Source organism: Hymenobacter rubidus, from assembly GCF_016734815.1.
GTDB lineage: Bacteria > Bacteroidota > Bacteroidia > Cytophagales > Hymenobacteraceae > Hymenobacter > Hymenobacter rubidus.
In genome coordinates, this window is sequence record NZ_JAERQF010000014.1 from 95848 (window position 1) to 114490 (window position 18643).

The following is an 18643-nucleotide window of genomic DNA, read 5'->3' on the forward strand; positions in this document are numbered from 1 at the left end:
TGAAACCCTGCGGCCCGTTGGCTCCGGCACGGGTGGCGGGAGCGCAAGGGGCATAACCGATTCAGCGCCAAGCGCCAAATCGCCCGTCACGCACCGCGACGGGCCACCCGGAGGGGGTGGTCAGCAGGAAAAAAGGGGGAAGGGTTAGGCCTGGGGCGGCTGCCACACGGACCCGAGCGCCCGCGTCGGGGCGGCCACGACCAGCCGGCCGTGCCGGGGGCTGGTAGCCCACTCAGTGGGCGGCGAATACGCCACCTGGTTTGCCAGGGGCAGGGGCATTACGGCCCCGCCGCAGCAGTGGCACTGGCACAGCGGCGAGCACCAGTCGCCCAGCGCGCCGGCCCCGCAATCGGAGTGCGAAGCGGCCACGGTTGTCTGCTGCTGGTCTTTGCACACGGTCGCCTCGTCCGTGCAGGAAAGGCACGAGAGGCAGGCAAAGTAGAAAGCAAAAAACAGGGCTAGCAGGCGCATGTGCTGGCAAAGGTAGCGAATCCGGGTAAACGAGCCGGAATTTTTGGGCCGCTCACTTACCGCGCAACGTCTCCAAAGGGGGGCTCACCGCTAGATACGGGGAACCGATGCGGACAGCTGATACGTCAGAGATTTTCCGTGCTGACCCCGCATGAAGTCCATAAACACCGCCAGGTCCTCCGCCACCCGGCTCTGCTCCAAGGCCTCGAAATACGCCTGGCGGTCCTCGCGGAACACGATAGTCAGCGGCTGGCCGTAGTAGCGCTGCACGTAGTTCATGAGCAGCCGGGAGGTGCGCCCGTTGCCGTCGTTGAAGGGGTGAATGCTCACCAGCCGCTGGTGGGCTTCAAAGGCCAGCTCCAGCTGCTCGCGCAGGGTGGCCGCCGCGGGCATCCGCTCGCGCAACTCTCCGACCAGGGCCGCGACCAGGGCCGGCACCTTTTGCGCGTTGGGAAACGAGCTGGCCCCGACGATGAACACGTTGTTGCGGCGCAGGTCGCCCTGCGTGGGGTCCACGGTGCCCAGGGCCGTGTTAGTGAGCCGGCCGGTGCTGCGCATGACAGCCGCCGCCAACTCCCGCAGGAAGGCCGGGCCGGGCAGCTGCCGCGCGTCGGCTCGCTCCAGGGCCAGGTCGAGGGCGCGGGCGTGGTCGCCCAGCATGTCGTAACCCTCCAGCGGCTTGCCCGGTCCCAGTATGGGTGCTTCACCTAGCAGAAAATCCATGGCTTCGAGCACCGTCACGCGGGAGCCCTCAATCATGGTGGAGTGGGCCGAAACCATTACCTGGCTGAGCTGCTGGCTGGATTGCTGGCGCACCGGAGGCAACTCCTGCACCAGCTCGGTCAGGCGCTCAATCTCGGTCCAGGTCATGCGGCCTGGCGCAGGGTGGCCGCCCGCAGCGCCGCGACGTCCACCGTGGCCAGGGGCAGGGGCGTGGCCAGGCCCGCGCCGTGAATTAAATCGCCGGCCCAGGCCGCCAGGTCGTGGGCGTAAATCATGCGCCGCCCGGCCTCGTCCTGGTACTCGGTTTTGCCGCGCATGAAGGCTTCCAGGCTCGGCCGTAGCGCCGCCGGCACCTCCACCAGCGCCTGGTCGGGGTGGGTGGGGCTGAGCAGCGAGTTCAGGTAGTCCCGCAGGGCCTGATAAGCAGCTTGGCTGGCAGAAGTCATGGATTGAAGGAAAATGAGCACACGGCTTAAAGCGTTACCAAAAGTAGCAAATCCACGGCTAATGCCTATGCCGGGCGATGCGGTCGCCGCTAGGGCGGAGGAGGACACGGGGGCGAACCCCTCCGGGCCGGGCTGTGCGGGGCTCCGGCGTTGCCTGCGGTCCTGCGGACTAAACCCCTCCCATCCCTTTCGCGAACCACAGGAAAAAGCCGGGAGGCCAATTCATGGCGAACTCAGTGGGCATCGGGCGGATAATACCTGAGCGGGGCGAATAAAGTACAAAAGGGAAAAATCAGAATCCGTGCCAAATACGGCGATGTAATGCGCAATAATTGACGCTTTAATTTAAATATTATTGAAATATTATTACGGGTTTTTACGTTTAAATAGTATAAGCAGCAAGCATAAAACCAACCTGTTAAGTCATGAAAAAGCCCGCTCCTTTCGCTCCCCGTCCTGACGTGTACGAAATCATCACCAACCGCATTATTCTGGCGTTGGAGAACGGCGTGACCCCGTGGAAGCAGCCGTGGAATGCCGCCCACGGCGCGCCCCGCAACTACCGCAGCAAGCACGTGTATCAGGGCGTGAATGCCCTGCTGCTGGGGATGCTGGAGTATGAGCACCCGTATTTCCTGACCTACAACCAAGCCAAGGAGCTGGGCGGGCAGGTGCGCCGGGGCGAGAAGGGCATGCCGGTGGTGTTCTTCACCGTGACCAAGAAGGACGACGGCAAGGGCGAAGAGAAGAAAAAGGCGTTTTTGAAATACTCCACGGTGTTCAACGTGGCCCAGATTGACGGCGTGGCGTGGACGTTCCCCGAACTGCCCAGCCGCGAGCACACGCCCGAGCAGGCCGCCGAGCAGGTGCTGGCCGGCTACGCGGGTGGCCCCCGGGTGCTGCACAAGGGCAGCGAAGCCATGTACCGCACCAGCGTCGACACGGTGACCATGCCCGAGGCCAGCAACTTCCACACGGCCGAAGACTATTACCACACCCTGTTTCACGAGCTGACCCACTCCACCGGCCACGCCAAGCGGCTGGACCGGGCCACGCTCACCGAATTAGCCGCCTTTGGCAGTGAAACCTACGCCAAGGAGGAGCTGGTGGCCGAGTTGGGGGCCTCGTTCCTGAGCCACGCGGCCGGGCTGGACCTGACCCGCACCGAGCCCAGCAGTGCCAGCTATATCGCCAACTGGCTGCAAGCCCTGCGCAACGACAAACAGCTGATAATTTCCGCCGCCAGCCAAGGCCAGAAAGCCGCCAACCACATTCTGGGCATCGTACCTAGCTACGAAGCGGAGGAAGTCCCCGGCACCGAAGCCACTCCGCAGTAAGGTCAGCGGCCGCCCGATGGAGCCATTCCGTCGGACGGCCACCGGGGCGGGCCACAAAAGGAAATTGCAATTGCAAAAAGACAGCTGCTAAAGTTGTACAAAAGGGAAAAATCCGTCCGTGGCAATACCCTTAGCGGCTGCTTAAATAGTCAATAATTACAACTTTAATTTAAACAAAATTGAAACATTAATACTTGTTTTGGCGTTTAATAAGTATAAGCAACGAACGATAAAACAACCCTTTATTCATGGTTGACGAAGCTTTTGATTTAGCGCCCGGCGAGGTGTGGGCCGACCGGTTTGACCCCGCCGACGAAGCGCTTGCCACCCTGCCGGCAGTGTCCGCCGCCGAGCTGGCCGCTTGGGAAGCCGCCCCCTGGTTTTAGCTGATTCATTTCTCAATTCATTCCACTTGTCGCAGTATGAAAACCATCCCCACCACTCGCCCCGCCCGTCGCATTCCTGCCGCTCGCTTAGCCCGGCTCCGCGCTGCCAATGCCGCCCAGCGTCAGGCCCGCGAGGATGCCTGGCAAGCCAACCAAGATGCCGCTGAGCAGCTGACCAATCCGGTGCCCGAGTTCGCGGCCGCGCCCCGCTTAACGATGCTTCCCGGTGGGCTGCATTGGTCGGCTCAGCAGCCCGTGCCAGCGGTAGGGACCACGGTAACGGTGAACCGCGACGGCCAACAGGAGCGGGCCGAGGTGAAGGGCTACACCCACGCCGCCGGCTTTTTGGGACTGGTGACCGAAACCACCCACCACGCCAAGACCGCCAGCCGTCGCAAGCGCATCAGCCCCCGGGCCGGCGTGGTATTCGGCAGCCAGCTGGCCCTTGCGGCCTAGCCCCCGGCTCATTTTCTCACTATTTCCTTTTTCCTTCGATATGATAACCCCTGTCCCCGCCCCCAAGCAGCCCCAAATCAGCCCCCTCGATTGGGCCGGCGACCCGCAGCAGTGTCCGCAATGGGTAGGATTTTGCACCCGCGCCGGCTTACCGGCCGGCCTCCAATGGTCGGGCAGCGGTGAGGTGCCCGCCATTGGTTCCCGCGTTCACATCTACATGAACAGCATCGGCCCGGCCGAGGTGAGAGCGTACTTTCACGCAGAGGGCTATGTAGGGGTGCTTTGCCAGCCAGACAAGATGCCCGAGCATCTAGCGAAGCACGGCGTGACGCTAGGCCATTTTTTCGGCCGGGAGTTGGAACCCTACACGCCCGGCCCCGCCGCGCCAGTCCAGGTGCCCGAAGTGGTAGAAATCAGCTCGCAGGAGTACCGGGTTATTCCGGCCCCGCTTTATTACCGCAACCTGCACACCGGCCGCATTACGGTGGTGTACGGCGGGCTGGCTGACTACTACGGCTTTTATGACGTGGAACACTTCGTCGGCACGGACCGCCAGGACGAGGCCCAGCTTGCCACCCCGGTCAACTGGCAGGAGATTCCCGAGCACCATTATCTGGAAGTGCACGAGGCCAGCCACGAGCGCAAGGGGCCACAGCTTTTTGCCCTTCGCGCCGGCACGGCGGACCAGGTGGACTACCTGACCGAGCAGTTCTCCGGCCCGTTCCGCATCCCCGCCCCCGTGCCCTACACCTTCGACCAGTACGACACGCTGAGCGCCCTGGCCCAGGCCATGAAGGAGCAGGGCCAGCAGTACCGGGGCCGCATCGTGGAGAAAAACGAGTGGCGGACGTGGGTAGCGTTTGAGGAAGAAATGGGGGGCAGCGGGGAATGCCCGTGGGAGCGGGTAGAGCTTGATTTGGGCCCGCTGCCGCTGGACAGCTACGCTTACATTTCGGGCCGGCGGGCCACGGCCGAAGAAGGGGAGGGCAACGGGCGCGTTACGCTTTGGCAGCAGCCCAGCGGGCAGTATTATGTGGAAACCGAACCCCGCTTTCACTACGGCCCGAATTACCCCACCCTGACCCCGCTAACGCTGGCCCAGGTGCAGGCGCGGTATGCCTTCGACTTCACCCCCAACGGCCAAGAGCCCGCGCCGGCCGAGCCCGGCGACTGGATTCCCGAGTACCCGCCCCAGGAGGGCGACGAGCTGGCCGACAACCAAGACAGCACCGAGTACCCGGAATACCCCAGTGACGAGCAGCATGATTAGCTAATGCTCCCGGTTTTCAGTGTCCACGTCCACCGCGCCAGCAGCCTAATCCCCACTTTTTACAATTGCAAAATCTTATGCTACCGAACCTCCCCGCCATCGAAACCCACGCCGGCCGCATCGTTATTGGGGCCACCGTCCGCAGCACTCGTTACCGCGACGTGCGGGGCCTCGTGACTGCCATTTACTGGAACGGTTACCACTACGCCATTCAGGTAAACGACCGCCATAGCGACGACGCGGGTCAGTACGAGCTACTTTCTGAAAACACGCACCAAGGCTTTAATTACGTCAATCCGCATACCCAGCAGGTACTAAGCGGCCAGTTCGAGGTCCTGCTGCCGGGGGAGGGCGACCGGATATATTTTGCCAACACCGCCGAGCAGGCTATTGCTTTGTTGGCGGCTACCATCGGCCTGCGCGACCAGGCGCAGGAAGTCGAGTATCTGAAGCAGCGGGCCGCGGCCGGCCCGCTGGACGAGCTGCGGTGGCGCGGGCAGGCCGTGGGCAGCATCGTTGGCCAACTCGCTTATGTCAGTACCGGCACCGGCAAGCAGCACCCGGAGCCCAAGTTTCTGGTGGGCCACCAGGTGCATTTCTACAGCCCCCACATGACCTACATGATTAGCGGGCTGGCTTTGTACAAGGACCGCCTGAACTTCGGCCAGACGCTATGGCACTACTTCTACGATGGAGCTCAGGGCACCCACCACCCCATGAGCGAGGCCCATGCTTTACCTGCGCTGGTTGCCGCATACCCCCAACAGCTAGTTCCCCAGTAGACCTGGTGGTCGCCCACAGAAACGTAGGGGTCCCTCAGGAAGCGGAAAATATAGCCTGTTAATGTACTGAACCGAGCGCTTGATTTAAAAATAGTGTATTGTTAAATCAATAGAAAACCGCCGACTCAGCCGGAGGAAGAGTACCAGCGATACTACCGGACAAAATAGCACGAAGCTGGGCACGCCGTAGAGCGAGCCATCAAACGCACCTAGGAAGCCCGCCAACTACGGGGAACCGCACAGCTATTGCAAACCCTGGACGGGCTGGAGCAGGCCGAGGAAGCCAATGGCAACGACCCTGGCCTTAACCTGGCGGATGACTGGATACCGGAATATCCACCCCAGGACGCCCCCGCCGATTCCGTGGCCTACCGGCACTGGCAACTGCCGGCCGGGGCCACGACTTTGCCCGCGCCGTGAACCTTTCTGCGGAGCCGCGTCTTGATAATCCTTGGACCCGACCGAATAGCAAAGAGGGGTGAATTGGTCTTATCCTCCTCATAAAACCGAACAATAGTATCGTTCCCGAATGAGACAGCTCAAAATCAGCAAACAGATTACCAACCGCGAAAGCCAGTCGCTGGACAAGTACCTCCAGGAGATAGGCAAAGTGAGCCTGGTGTCGATAGACGAGGAAGTGACGTTGGCCCAGCGCATTCGCGAGGGCGACCAGATGGCCCTCGAAAAGCTGACCAAAGCCAACCTGCGCTTCGTCGTCTCGGTGTCCAAGCAGTACCAGAACCAGGGCCTGACGCTGGGCGACCTCATCAACGAGGGCAACCTGGGGTTGATTAAAGCGGCCAAGCGCTTCGATGAAACCAAGGGGTTCAAGTTCATTTCCTACGCCGTGTGGTGGATTCGCCAGAGCATCCTGCAGGCCCTGGCCGAGCAGAGCCGCATCGTGCGCCTGCCCCTGAACCGGGTGGGCTCGCTCAATAAAATCAGCCGCTCGTTCTCCGAGCTGGAGCAAAAGTTTGAACGCGAGCCTTCGCCCGACGAAATTGCCGAGCTGCTGGAGCTGAGCGCCTCCGAAGTGGTGGACACGCTCAAAATCGCGGGCCGCCACGTCTCGATGGATGCCCCCTTCGTGCAGGGCGAGGAAAACCGCCTGCTCGACGTGATGCAAGATGAAGGGGGCGAAACGCCGGATGCCGGCTTGCTGCACGATTCCTTGCGCAAGGAGGTGCAGCGGGCGCTCTCGACCCTGACCCTGCGCGAAGCGGACGTCGTGACGCTTCACTTCGGGCTCAATGGTCACGCCGCGCTGACGTTGGAAGAGGTTGGTGAAAAGTTCGGCCTGACCCGCGAACGGGTACGGCAGATAAAGGAGAAGGCCATCCGCCGGCTCAAACACACCACGCGCTCGCGGGCATTGAAGCCGTACCTGGGCTAGCAGCGGCGGTCCATCACGGCCAGCATCACGAGGGCGTGGCGGTACTGGCGCGGCATGGACTGCCCCATCAACCCGTCGTAGGCCAGGCTCAGGTCGTAGCCTTCGGGCCGAAAGCCTTTGCGGATGAGCCGGGCCAGGGCCTGTTCGACTTCAACCAGAAATACCTCCATGGCCGGACCATCCTTGCCCCGGCCGGCCGGGGACAAGGATGGTCTAAGCGCGGCTTATCCTCCCAACGCACAGCATCTTACCGGTCAATCCCCGCTCCGGGAATCGGCGAACGGCACGCTTTTGTCGACTCATTATGGTCGCGTGATGCTTTGGTTACGCTTGGAGAAACCCTAGCGAAAGAGGAATGATTGCCGATACCTTTGCGCAAGAAGAGAGGGAATAAGTCCCGCGTGGTCCGGGTGGGTCACGCGGGCACTACTCCCGGCGTTATTGGGTGATTAGCGTGTCGTATTATTATAAAAAGAGCCCCAATCTGCAAGTTGGGGCTCTTTTATTGGCCTAAAACGGGCCGCAGCACGGGCGGGGCTATTCGGCGGCTATTCGGCGGCTTCCACCGGAGGCGGAGTGGCCGGAACCGCTTTCGGCCCTTGCCGTTTCGTCGGGGTTCCCGTGCGCCGGGCCGTGGGCGCGGCGGCCCGGGCCACCGACGACCGGGGGGCTTTGGCCGCCGGGGCGGTTGCGCTGGTTCCCGTAACCTGTTCGTCTGCGGCGGCGCGGCCCGGCTGCTTGGCCGCCTGTTTGGCCTGCTTGGCGCTTTGCTTGGCGTCCTTCCGGCGCTGCTTGACCACCTGCGCGGCCAGCCGTTTTACAGCTTTGACCACTTTTTTGGACGTTTTGGCATCGTCGCCCTTCGTGCCACCCAGGTAGGGTTGCAGCACGGTGGCCAACTCGCCGGCCAGGGCCTTGCGGGCCCGCTTAGCGGTCAGCGGCGTGGGATTGGCCACGGCTTTGGCCTGTTTGCTCTGTTGCTTGGTGAGCTGTTTGGCCAGTTGCCGCAGAGTTTTGGCGACGGCTTTGGGCGGCTGGCGGTCGGCACTTGCGTTGTGGCCGAGGTGGGGCGCAACGGCGGCGGCCAGTTGGCCAGCTAAGTCTTTTTGGTGGGAACTCATAAGGTAAATGGGAAAAGGCCCGGCGTTAAGCGGACTCGGTTAGCAATAGCAGCCCGGCAGCCGTGGGCGGCATAAGCCCGGCCGGAGCGGGTACAAAGCGCTTGAAAACAAGACGAGTCTTCGCGGCAGGTCCGAGGCGATGGCGCAATATTACGGAATCACTACGCGGATAGTCCTATTTCCCATGTTAAGGTTTGCGGTGCGACGAAGCTGGCCGCGCAGCAGGCGCGGCTGCGCAGCCAGCCCCGTCCACGGGGGGGCATAAGAGTGGGAACGGAAAACAACGTTAGGGGAATTCGACCAACTGGTGCTGCCAGTTGGTCAGGTCGCGGAGCGGTTGTAGCTCACCGGGCGCCACGCGTTCGGGCAGGGTGCGCACCGCCACGGCCGGCACTTGCGTGGGCAGAAAGGTGCCCAAAAACCGCGGTGCGCAGAGCTGCACGGCGCCGCCGAGCCGGGTATGCGGCAGGCGATAGGTAGCCAAAAACGCGGCATCCAGGGGATTCAGGTAAAAGAAGCGCGAGCTACTCGGGGCTGGGGCCGGTGCGGTAGCGGCCCCAGCGGGCGACCTGTTCGTCGCTGAGGAATTCTACGGGCATGGCAAACAACGCAAAGCACGCCCACGCCCGGCCACAGAGGTCATTCTACAAGCAACCAGGCGGCACATTTGGGCCGCCACTAGTGCTTCGCGGGGTCGGTTCGAGGAAGTGGTTGCCGTGCGTCGCGGGCCAGCAGGCCCACGCGCACGTACTGCACCAGGCCGGCGCGGTTCCACCAGAACAGGCCGAGGGCCAGCACGATGTAGCCCCACGCCATGTCGGTGAGCAGCCGCACGCTGCCGGCCTCGTCGTGCTCGAATACCCACGCCAGGGCAAACTGCACGCCGAACATCCCCAACAGGATGGCGGCGCTGCCCAAACTCAGGCGCAGACGCAGTAGCAGGGCCACAGCGAATAGAGACTGGGCGGCGGTGAGGAAAAACTCCTCGTGCTGGCGGGCATCGAGCGGGAAGCCGGTCAGGTGGCCGGCGCCGAGGGCGTAGACCATGGGAATCATGCCCACGAGCAGGGTCCACTGGTTGATTTTGTCGCTGACCAGGGCCCCGAGGGCGGCCGTGGGGCGGTTGTTGAGCACGAAGAGCACCACGAGCACCACTTCGGGCACCTCGCTGGCGAAGGGGGCCACCCACTGCACCAGCAGAAATTGGTTGACGCCCAACTCGCGGCCGGCGGCCAGCAACGATTCGGCAAAGGGCTCGGCGGCCATGACGATGACGGCCACGGCCACCACGGTCAGCACGCCCATGATGAGCCACTGCTGGCGCACGGGCAGGGTGGCCAGCACCGCGGCGGGGCCAACTTCGTCGTCGTCATCCTCGGCTTCTTCGGCCTCGTCGTGGTCGGCTTTGGGCAGCTTGCTCAGGCGCCAGAGGTAGGCGGCAAAGATGCCGACCAAGACCACGAAGTCGATGACGCCGATGCTGCCTTTCCAGACGATGACGAAGGAATACAGGCTGGCCAGGGCCAAATAGGCAATTTCGGCGGCGTTGTCCCAGCTCAGGGCCACGGCTCGCTTGCCACTGTGCCACCAGTAGAGAAACACAATCAGGGGCCAGCCCGCACCGATGAGCAGGCGGTTGGCCCCGGTCATGTTGGCGGCGGCAAAGCCGGCGTAGGCCGAGCCGGGGTGCAGGCCGGCCTGGTAGGTGTAGTAGAGGTCGACGGCGTACTCGGGCAGCACCGTGACCAGCGCCAGCACCCCAATGACCAGACCCTGCGACACATGCTCTTCGGCCGCTTCAGCGCCCCACGACAGCAGGAACCCCGCGCCGAGGATGGCCACGAAGAAAATGGCCGCTTCCAGCACCGGGGCTACGTGGATGCCCGTCAGGCGCAGGTAAAAGCCGGGCAGCGTCGCGGCCACGGCCAAGGCCACATAGAGGAAGAATTTTCTCATGCTGATTGATGGGTAAGGGGTGAAGCGGAATGCCTAGCCCAGGCACCGGGGGAAGAAATCAGTACTTTCAAAGAGTGCGGGCTTCGTGCCAGGCGTGGCGGGCTTCCCAGAAGCAGTAGCCGGTCAGCAGCAGGCCCACGGCCCCGTCGGCCCACCACCAGCCCCGCCAGGCGTTCAGGCCCAGGCCCAGCAGCACCGCCCCGGCCAAAGCCGCGTCCACTAGCGTCACGCGCCCTTCGGTCAGCAGCACCGGGTTGCCCAGCTGCTGGCCCACGCGGCGCTTGCCCCAGGCCAGGGCCAGCATGACGGCGCACGTCAGCGCCAGCCAGCCCAGGCCCAGGGCCGATGGCTGCGGCTGCACGGCATGGGCCAGGCTCCAACCGCTTTGCCCCAGCAGGTACAGGCCCAGCACCAGGAAGGCTCCGCTCAGCAGGCGCAGGCCCCGCGCCTGCCGGGCCCCACCCGTGCCGCGCAGCTCCCAAAGCACCACGGTGGAGGCCCCGATTTCCAGCAGCGTGTCGAAGCCGAAGCCCACCAGAGCCACGGAGTGGGCCGCCGGGGCAGCCCAGGCGAGCACGGCCACCCCTAGTACGTTCCAGCCCAGCGTAGCATATTCGAGGGCAATGCCACGTTGCAGCAGCGTAGATTCATTCATAGCAAACAGAACAGTCAGGATAGAACCCGTTGGTAAGGGCGCCAGCCGGGAATAGCGGCCCACCCGTGAAGGAAGGCCAGTGAGGCGTGCTAATCGTCGCTTTGCTCCCCACTGCCCTTGCCTTGCTGGGCCTGCAGGTAGTAGGCGCCGCTGACCACCACTTGGGCGTTGGCCGGCAGCTTGTCGACGGGGGTGACGGCGGTGAAGCCCTTGGCGGCGGCGCCGGTGCGCACCTCGTGCTTTTCGTAGATGTACTCGGTGCCGGTGTCCTCGCGGCGGGTTTTCACGAGGGTGTAGATGTACGAGGCCTCGCCTTCGGGCACGATGGCCGCGTCGGGCACGGTGGCCACGGCGGCGGGCGCGGCGGCCGGGTCCACGTCGATGACGGCGTTGACGAACAGGCCGGGCAGCAGCTGCTCGTTGCGGTTGTCGTCGATAACGGCGCGCACCTTTACGGTTTTGGTGGTGGGGTTGAAGGCGGGGTCGATGTAGGACACGGTGGCCTCGGTGGCGGGCAGGCCCGGCAGGCTGGGGAAGGTGACGTGCACGGCCTGGCCCACGCGCACCTTGCCGAAGTCCTGCTCGAACACCTGCAACTCGACGAACAGCCGGCGGGTGTCCAGCACCTCGAACAGCGGGCCGGACGGGGTGACGGAGGCCCCGAGGGCCAGCCCCGGCTGGTAGCGCAGCCGCCCGGCCAGCGGCGACTTAACGGGGATACGGCTCACAATGCGGCCGGCGCGCAGCGGCCCCAGGGCAATGCCGAGGGTGGTGAGCCGGCTTTCCAGGCTGCGGAGCGTGGCGCGGGCGGCGTTGTAGTTAGCGGCGGTTTGCTGCACGTTTTTGGCCACGCCCACCTGCTCGGCCAGCAGGGCTTTCTGGCGCTTGTAGTCGGTTTCGAGGAACACGAACTGGTCGCGCTGGGTGAGGTAGTCCTGCTGGAGCTGCACAAAGTCCGGGTTTTCGAGCTCGGCCAGCACCTGGCCCTGGCGCACGGGCTGGCCCTCAGTGACGGGCAGCGTGCGGATGATGCCGCCCTGGTAGGCGCTCACGCTGGCCCGGCGCTGGGGCGGCAGGCTGAGGGTACCGGTGGCCTTGACCACGTTGCTCACGTCCTGGGTGGTGAAGCGGCCGAGCTGGAGGTTGATGGCCTTCACCTGGTTTTCGGACAGCTGCACCTGGTTGGAGTCCAGCGGCGGGTCGGCGGCTTTGGCGGCCGCGGGGGCTTTGTCGCCGCTGTCGTCGGCAGCGCCTTTTTTACCGCAGCTGGCTAGCAGCAGGGCGAAAATGAGCAGTCGGCAACGAGTGGAATTAAGAAACGTCATGGCGAGGAAAGCTACTGGAACGGCCGGCGCTAGTTGCGGCCGAGCAGGTAGGTCAGGGTGATGATGCTTTGGTTGTAGAGGTTCAGCGCGTCGAGGTACTGGCCCCGAATGCCATACGCCTGCGTGAGGGCGGCCACGTACTCGATGTAGCCGATTTCGCCGGCGCGATAGCTCTTTTCGGCCACCCGCACGATTTCCTTGGCCTGCTGCAGGCCGGCGCTTTCGTAGTAGCGCAGGGCCTCGTCGGCCTTGCTGACTTCCTGCAGCTGCTGGAGGAACGCCGTTTGCACGTTGTTGCGGGTGTTGGCCAGGTCGGCTTCGGCCACCTGAATAGCGAGCTGGCCGGCCTGGGCGCGGCTGCGCTGGGCCCGAAAAAAAATGGGCACGTTCACCCCCACGCCGTAGCCGTAGAATCCACTCTTCCCGCCCCCGGTTTCGCCGGCCTGGGTCTGCCGGTTGTAGTAGGCCGAAAAGTCGGGCAGGTTGCGGGCCTTGAGCACCTGCTGCTGGGCCCGGGCCACCACCACCTGTTGCTGAAACAGGGCCAGGGTGGGGTTGTCGCGGGCCAGGGTGGTATCGGTCAGGGCCGGGGGCAGCGGCAGGCGCACCAGCGCGCCCGCCGGCAGCTCGACGGCCTGGGGGGCGCCAAGCACGCGCTGCAGCTCGCGGTCGAAGATGCGGCGGTCGGCCTCGGCCTGGCGGTGGGCCACCTCCACTTCGCGGGCGCGGGCGGCGGCGGATACCTGCTCCAGGTAGGCGGCTTCGCCCAACTTATACCGCACGGCGGCGGCGCGGGCGAAGTCCTGGTAGAGGCTGTCCTGGTTGGTGAGCAGGCGCAGGCGGGCCTGGCCGTAGGCGAGCTGGAAGTAGGCGGCCTGCACGTCGCGGCGCAGCCCGGCCTGGGTCACGGCGCGGGTGCGCTCGCTCAGGGTCACCTGCTGGCGCAGGGCCCGGGCCTGGCGGGTGTAGACGGTGGGCAGTTCGAAGCTCTGGGCCACGCCGTAGGTCTTGTTGCCGGGCAGGGCGGCGTTGTCCTCGTAGCCGTAGCTGAAGCCCGTGCGGCCGGGCTCGGTGGCCGTGCCGAGCAGCGCCTGCTGCTGCTGCACCGATAGATTGGCGCTCTGAACGCCGGGGTTGCTTTTCAGGGCCTGGTTCAGGGCCGCGTCGAGGGTGAGCGGTACGCTGGACACCGGGGCACCGGGCCGCGCCTGGCCGTAGCTCCGGGCCGGAGCGAGCAGGCCTACCAGCGCGAAAAGCAGGACGAGGACGGCCGAAACCGGGTGGCTGCCCGCGGGTGCGGTGGGTACTGCGGCGGCCTCAGTAGCTCCCGGCTCGGCATCGGCTGGCTTGGTTGCATCGGTGCCGCGCCCGCCTTTAAGAAAGAGGCTGTAGAGAATGGGGAGCACCACGAGCGTGAGCAGCGTAGCTGTGACCAGGCCGCCGATGACCACCGTGGCCAAAGGGCGCTGCACTTCGGCGCCCGCTGTGTCGGACAGGGCCATGGGCAGGAAGCCGAGCGAGGCCACGGCGGCCGTCATCACCACCGGCCGCAGGCGGGCGGCGGTGCCAAGCCGCACCCGCTCCAGCACATCGTGTATGCCGTCGGCTTCAAGGCGGTTGAACTCGCCGATGAGCACGATGCCGTTGAGCACGGCCACGCCGAACAGGGCAATGAAGCCCACGCCGGCCGACACGCTGAACGGCAGGCCCCGCGCCCACAGCGCCACCACCCCGCCGATGGCCGAAAGCGGAATGGCCGTGAAAATCAGCAGCGACTCCTTCAGCGAACCAAAGGTGAAAAACAGCAGGATGAAAATCAGGGTCAGCGCCACGGGCACGGCGATGCTCAGGCGCTGCTGGGCTTCGACCAGGTTCTGGAACTGGCCGCCGTAGCTGATGTAATAGCCGGGGGGCAGCGGCAGCTTTTGGGCCAGCACGCCCTGGATGTCCTGCACCAAGCTTTGCACGTCGCGGCCGCGCACGTTCAGGCCCACGGTGATGCGGCGCTTGCCGTCCTCGTGGGAAATCTGGGCCGGGCCGTCCTTGAGCTCAATTTGCGCTACTTCGCCGAGCGGCACCTGGTTGCTGTCGGCCAGGGCGATGGGCAGGGCGCGCACGTCGTCGATGCCGGTGCGGTGGGCCGAGTCGAGGCGCAGCACCAGGTCGAAGCGCTTGGCTCCTTCGTAGACCGTGCCGGCGGTGGCCCCGGAAAAGCCCGTGGCCAGCACCGTGGAGGCGTCGCCCACGGTCAGCCCGTACTGGGCCAGCCGGTCGCGGTTGAAGGCCACCGTGATTTGGGGCAGGCCGGCGGTGCGCTCGGCGGCCACGTCCTGCGCCCCGTTAATGGGGGCGATGAGCGCGGCGGCCTGGGCGCCGAGCGTGGCCAGCCGGGCCAGGTCCTCGCCGTAAATCTTGACGGCCACGTCCTGGCGGGCCCCGGAAATCAGCTCGTTGAAGCGCAGCTGGATGGGCTGCGAAAACTCGTAGCTCACGCCGGGCAGCACTTCCAGGGCCTTTTTCATCCGCTCGGCCAGGGCCTCGCGGGTGTCGGCGGAAGTCCACTCGGCGCGGGGCTTGAGCAGGATGGTGACCATGGCCACTTCGATGGGGTCGGGGTCGGTGGGGATGTCGGCTACGCCGATGCGGCTCACCACGCCGAGGACTTCGGGGAACTGCTGCCGCAGAATGGCCCCGACCTGGCCGGTGGTGGCCACCGTCTGGCCGAGGGCCGTGCCGGTGGGCATGCGCATCTCAATGGCCATGTCGCCCTCGTCGAGGGTGGGGATGAACTCGCCGCCGAGTGTGCGAAACAGCAAATAAGCGCCCGCCAGCAGGGCCACCGACAAGCCGAGCACCACGGTGCGGTGGCGCAGCGAGAGGGCCAGCAGCGGCGCGTAGCCGCGCTGCACCCGGGCCATGAGCTTGTCGGAAAACGTCTCCTTCGTATCCGCTTTACGACTAAGCGCCAGGGCGGCCATCATGGGCACGTAGGTGAGCGAGAGAATCAGGGCGCCAATGATGGCGAAGGCCACGGTTTCGGCCATGGGCCGGAACATCTTGCCCTCGATGCCGGCCAGCGCCAGGATGGGCAGGTAGACCATCAGGATGATGATTTCGCCAAACGAGGCCGACTGCCGGATGCGGCTGGCCGACTCGTACACGGCCGTGTTCATCTCGCCGGGCGTTAGCTCGGGCGAGCCGGCGGGACGGCCGTGGGCCACCCGCGAGACGATGGCTTCGACAATGATGACGGCCCCGTCGACAATCAGGCCGAAGTCGATGGCCCCGAGCGAGAGCAGGTTGCCCGACACCCCGAACAGGTTCATCATGATGATGGCAAACAGCATGGCCAGCGGAATGACCGAGGCCACGACGAGGCCGGCGCGCCAGTTGCCGAGGAACAGAATGAGCACGAAAATCACAATCAGCGCGCCTTCTTCCAGGTTGCGGGTGACGGTGTGAATGGCGCGGCTGATGAGGTCGGAGCGGTCGAGGAAGGGCTCGATGATGACGCCTTTGGGCAGCGACTTCTGCACCTGGGCCATGCGCTCTTTGACGCGGCCGACCACCTGGTTGGAGTTTTCGCCCTTGAGCATGAGGATGACGCCGCCCACGACTTCGCCCTCGGTATTACGGGTCATGGCGCCGTAGCGCACGGCCGCCCCGAAGCGCACTTTGGCCACGTCGCGCACCAGCACGGGGGTGCGGCCGCGCACGGCCACGACGGTGCGGCCCACGTCGTCGAGGCTTTTCACGAGGCCGAGGCCGCGGATGAAGTAGGCCCGGGGGCCCTTCTCGATGTAGGCACCGCCGGTGTTGCGGTTGTTGCCTTCCAGAGCGGTGAACAGCTCATTCATGGTGACCCCCACCTGGCGCAGGCGCTGGGGATTGACGGCCACTTCGTACTGCTTGCGGTAGCCGCCGAAGCCGTTGATTTCGGCCACCCCGGCGATGCCGGCCAGCTGCCGGCGCACGGTCCAGTCCTGCAGCGTGCGCAGGTCCATGGCGCTGAACTGCCGCTCGTAGCCCTTGGCGGGACGCAGGACGTACTGGTAGATTTCGCCGAGGCCGGTGCTGATGGGGGCCAGCTCGGGGGTGCCGGAGCCGGGCGGAATCTGCTGGATGGCGTCGAGCAGCTTCTCGCTCACGAGTTGCCGGGCCCGGTAGGGGTCCATGTCCTCGCGGAAGACGATGGTGACGTTGGAGAGGCCGAAGCGGGAGATGGAGCGCACCTCCAGGACGCCCGGCACGTTGGCCAGGGCCAGCTCTATGGGGGCGGTGACGGTCTGCTCGATTTCCTGGGTGGCCAGCGCGGGCGAGATGGTGTTGACCTGGACCTGGTTGTTGGTGATGTCGGGCAGCGCGTCGATGGGCAGCTGGGTGACCGAGTAGCCGCCCCACACCACGAGCAGCAGCACCAGAAAGCTAATAATCAGCTTGTTGTGGATGGAGAAGTGGATTATCTTGTCAAACATGCGCGCATTGACTCGTGGAAGCGGGGCCGTACCCGCTGAAAAAAGGCCGTGAAGGGTTGGCGGGATGGCCGCTACATCGGCGTGTTCCTGCCCCGCCCCGGCGTTGCCGGTGCAAGGCTACGGGCCAATTCTATGCGGAGCCTATGCCGCGGCCGGGCGGGTGCTGACGTGCAGCACGTGTTGCCCCGTGGCGGCCTCGTAGGTGTAGCGCAGCCCGAAGCCGTAGTGGCGGCACACCTGCTGCACGATGGACAGGCCGAGGCCGGGCGAGGCCGAGCCGGGCTGCTGCTTCTGGAACCGCTCGAAGTAGCGGGCGGGGTCGCCGGTGGGCGCCGGGCCGGAGTTGCGGATTTCGAGGGTACCATCCCGTAGGTACACCGACAGCGTGCCGCCCACGTGGTTGTGCTTGAGGGCGTTTTGCAGCAGGTTCACGACCAGCGAATCGGCCAGGGCCGGGTGCATGCGCACCGGCAGCAGGTCGGAAGCTTCGCAGGTCAGGGTTAGCTCTTTGCCGCTGACCAGCTCTTCCAGCAGGGCGAGCTTTTCGGTGACGATGTCCGCCAAGTTGAGCGGCATAGCGTCAGGAAACTGGCCGTTTTCAATCTTGCTGAGCAGCGTCAGGCCCTGGTGCAGGCGCGAGAGGCGCAGCGTGGCCCCGTAGGCGTCGCGCAGTAGCGGGGCCATTTCCGCGTCGCGGGCGCCGAGCTGCAGCAGCCGTTCCAGCTTGGCTTGCAGGATGGCCAGGGGCGTCTGGGTTTCGTGGGCGGCGTTTTCGGTGAACTCCTTGAGGGACCGGTACTCGGCGGCCAGCCGCTCACTCATCTGGGTAAGGGCCTGGTTGAGCTCGGTGAACTCGTCGATGGCCGTGGGCGGCAGCACCAGGGTGGCGGGCTGGCGCTGCAGCTCGTAGCCGCGCAGGGCGGCCAGGGTTTGGTGGAACGGCTGCCAGAGCCGGCCCGACAGCCAGCGGTTCAGCGCGGCCAGACTCAGCAGCAGGCCGACGAGCACGGCGGCCATCACGGAGAGTACCACGCCCAGGGGGCTGTCGTTTTCGAGCAGGGACTTGCGCAGCGTTACCCAGTAGGTCACGCCCTTGACCTGCACCGGGAAATGCAGTTGCCGGAAGGGCACCGTGCGCCGGCTCACCGGGTCGTATTCGAGCGTGTCGCTGAAGCCTGCCAGCCGCGGGCGGCGGCTCAGTTCGCGCTGGTCGCCCAAGGGCAGCGGCAGCCGACCGGTGCGCTGCAGGATGGGCGTGAGGTAGCCCTGCTCCGTGACGAGCTTTTCTTCCATCTCGGAGCGCAGCGCCCACACCAGCCCCGCGTAGAGCGCGGCCGTGCCAGTGGCAAAGAGCAGGGCCGCCAGCAGCAGGTAGTAGCGGGTGGTGGTGGCCAGCAGCTTCATTCGCTGCTCAGCTCGTAGCCCAGGCCGTACACCGTGCGGATGTAGTCGGGGGCACCCTTCTCCTGCAGCTTGCGGCGCAGGTTCTTGAGGTGGTTGTAGATGAAGTCGAACGAGTCGGCGGTGTCGGCCGCGTCGCCCCAGAGGTGCTCGGCGATGCTTTCCTTGGTGAGCAGGCGGTTAGGGTTGGCCAGGAAGTAGAGCAGCAGCTCGTACTCCTTGCGGGTGAGGGGCACGGGCTCGTCGCCGACCAGCACCTGGGCCCGGTCGGGCCGCACGGTCAGGGCCCGGAAGCGCAGCTCGTTCTGGCCCTGAAACTGGCGGCGGCGCAGAATGGCCTGGATGCGGGCCGTGAGCTCGGCCAGGTGGAAGGGCTTGGTCAGGTAGTCGTCGGCGCCGAGCGCCAGGCCGGTGACTTTGTCGTCGAGGGCCCCGCGGGCCGAGAC

General features: G+C 65.1%; 18 protein-coding genes and 1 pseudogene. 7 read left to right on the plus strand and 12 right to left on the minus strand.

What is annotated here, in order from left to right:
- Positions 1 to 144: 144 nt before the first annotated feature.
- From JKL48_RS11795 to JKL48_RS11805, 3 genes are all read right to left on the minus strand, one after another.
- Positions 145 to 471 carry a DUF6660 family protein gene (locus tag JKL48_RS11795; protein WP_044518284.1) on the minus strand — a complete coding sequence of 109 codons (327 nt, stop codon included), beginning with the start codon at positions 469 to 471 and terminating at the stop codon, positions 145 to 147.
- 90 nt (positions 472 to 561) lie between these two features.
- Complete coding sequence (locus JKL48_RS11800) at positions 562 to 1341, minus strand: Fic family protein (RefSeq protein ID WP_201982612.1); 780 nt, start codon at positions 1339 to 1341, stop codon at positions 562 to 564.
- Positions 1338 to 1640, minus strand: a complete 303-nt coding sequence (locus JKL48_RS11805; RefSeq protein WP_044518280.1) for a hypothetical protein — start codon at positions 1638 to 1640, stop codon at positions 1338 to 1340. The genes JKL48_RS11800 and JKL48_RS11805 overlap by 4 nt, the downstream gene beginning before the upstream one ends.
- A gap of 425 nt (positions 1641 to 2065) precedes the next feature.
- Here JKL48_RS11805 and JKL48_RS11810 point away from each other — a divergent pair, with 425 nt between their 5' ends.
- The 7 genes from JKL48_RS11810 to JKL48_RS11840 all read left to right on the plus strand — a co-directional run bounded on the left by JKL48_RS11810 (position 2066) and on the right by JKL48_RS11840 (position 7264).
- Positions 2066 to 2977, plus strand: a complete 912-nt coding sequence (locus tag JKL48_RS11810; protein WP_044518278.1) for an ArdC family protein — start codon at positions 2066 to 2068, stop codon at positions 2975 to 2977.
- A gap of 248 nt (positions 2978 to 3225) precedes the next feature.
- Positions 3226 to 3363, plus strand: a complete 138-nt coding sequence (locus JKL48_RS11815) for a hypothetical protein (protein ID WP_156126578.1) — start codon at positions 3226 to 3228, stop codon at positions 3361 to 3363.
- A 36-nt stretch (positions 3364 to 3399) separates the two neighbouring features.
- Positions 3400 to 3819 carry a hypothetical protein gene (locus JKL48_RS11820; protein WP_044518276.1) on the plus strand — a complete coding sequence of 140 codons (420 nt, stop codon included), beginning with the start codon at positions 3400 to 3402 and terminating at the stop codon, positions 3817 to 3819.
- A gap of 40 nt (positions 3820 to 3859) precedes the next feature.
- Positions 3860 to 5089, plus strand: coding sequence for a hypothetical protein (locus tag JKL48_RS11825; RefSeq protein ID WP_201982614.1), 1230 nt, complete (start codon positions 3860 to 3862; stop codon positions 5087 to 5089).
- 77 nt (positions 5090 to 5166) lie between these two features.
- Positions 5167 to 5871, plus strand: coding sequence for a hypothetical protein (locus tag JKL48_RS11830; protein ID WP_201982616.1), 705 nt, complete (start codon positions 5167 to 5169; stop codon positions 5869 to 5871).
- Positions 5872 to 6117: 246 nt separating this feature from the next.
- Complete coding sequence (locus JKL48_RS11835) at positions 6118 to 6291, plus strand: hypothetical protein (RefSeq protein WP_201982618.1); 174 nt, start codon at positions 6118 to 6120, stop codon at positions 6289 to 6291.
- 109 nt (positions 6292 to 6400) lie between these two features.
- Positions 6401 to 7264: a sigma-70 family RNA polymerase sigma factor gene (locus JKL48_RS11840; RefSeq protein WP_201982621.1), complete on the plus strand. Its 864-nt coding sequence runs from the start codon at positions 6401 to 6403 to the stop codon at positions 7262 to 7264.
- Here the strand turns inward: JKL48_RS11840 and JKL48_RS11845 are convergent.
- The 9 genes and pseudogenes from JKL48_RS11845 to JKL48_RS11885 form a co-directional block, all read right to left on the minus strand.
- Complete coding sequence (locus JKL48_RS11845) at positions 7261 to 7470, minus strand: response regulator (protein WP_201982623.1); 210 nt, start codon at positions 7468 to 7470, stop codon at positions 7261 to 7263. The two genes, JKL48_RS11840 and JKL48_RS11845, sit on opposite strands and share 4 nt — an antisense overlap.
- Before the next feature lie 342 nt (positions 7471 to 7812).
- Positions 7813 to 8385: a hypothetical protein gene (locus JKL48_RS11850; RefSeq protein ID WP_201982625.1), complete on the minus strand. Its 573-nt coding sequence runs from the start codon at positions 8383 to 8385 to the stop codon at positions 7813 to 7815.
- Between the two features lie 286 nt (positions 8386 to 8671).
- Positions 8672 to 8896: pseudogene (locus tag JKL48_RS11855) on the minus strand (DUF4158 domain-containing protein); the annotation flags it as partial.
- A gap of 167 nt (positions 8897 to 9063) precedes the next feature.
- A complete protein-coding gene (locus JKL48_RS11860; protein ID WP_201982629.1) occupies positions 9064 to 10341 on the minus strand; it encodes a sodium/calcium exchanger protein in 1278 nt (425 codons plus the stop codon).
- 67 nt (positions 10342 to 10408) lie between these two features.
- Positions 10409 to 10996, minus strand: a complete 588-nt coding sequence (locus JKL48_RS11865; protein WP_201982631.1) for a cation transporter — start codon at positions 10994 to 10996, stop codon at positions 10409 to 10411.
- An 89-nt stretch (positions 10997 to 11085) separates the two neighbouring features.
- Positions 11086 to 12321: an efflux RND transporter periplasmic adaptor subunit gene (locus JKL48_RS11870; RefSeq protein WP_201982633.1), complete on the minus strand. Its 1236-nt coding sequence runs from the start codon at positions 12319 to 12321 to the stop codon at positions 11086 to 11088.
- A gap of 29 nt (positions 12322 to 12350) precedes the next feature.
- Positions 12351 to 16796 carry a CusA/CzcA family heavy metal efflux RND transporter gene (locus JKL48_RS11875; RefSeq protein WP_201982636.1) on the minus strand — a complete coding sequence of 1482 codons (4446 nt, stop codon included), beginning with the start codon at positions 16794 to 16796 and terminating at the stop codon, positions 12351 to 12353.
- Between the two features lie 141 nt (positions 16797 to 16937).
- Positions 16938 to 18200, minus strand: coding sequence for a sensor histidine kinase (locus JKL48_RS11880; RefSeq protein ID WP_201982638.1), 1263 nt, complete (start codon positions 18198 to 18200; stop codon positions 16938 to 16940).
- On the minus strand, positions 18197 to 18643 hold a 447-nt coding region (locus JKL48_RS11885), incomplete at its 5' end, for a response regulator transcription factor (RefSeq protein ID WP_201982640.1). The genes JKL48_RS11880 and JKL48_RS11885, both read right to left, overlap by 4 nt.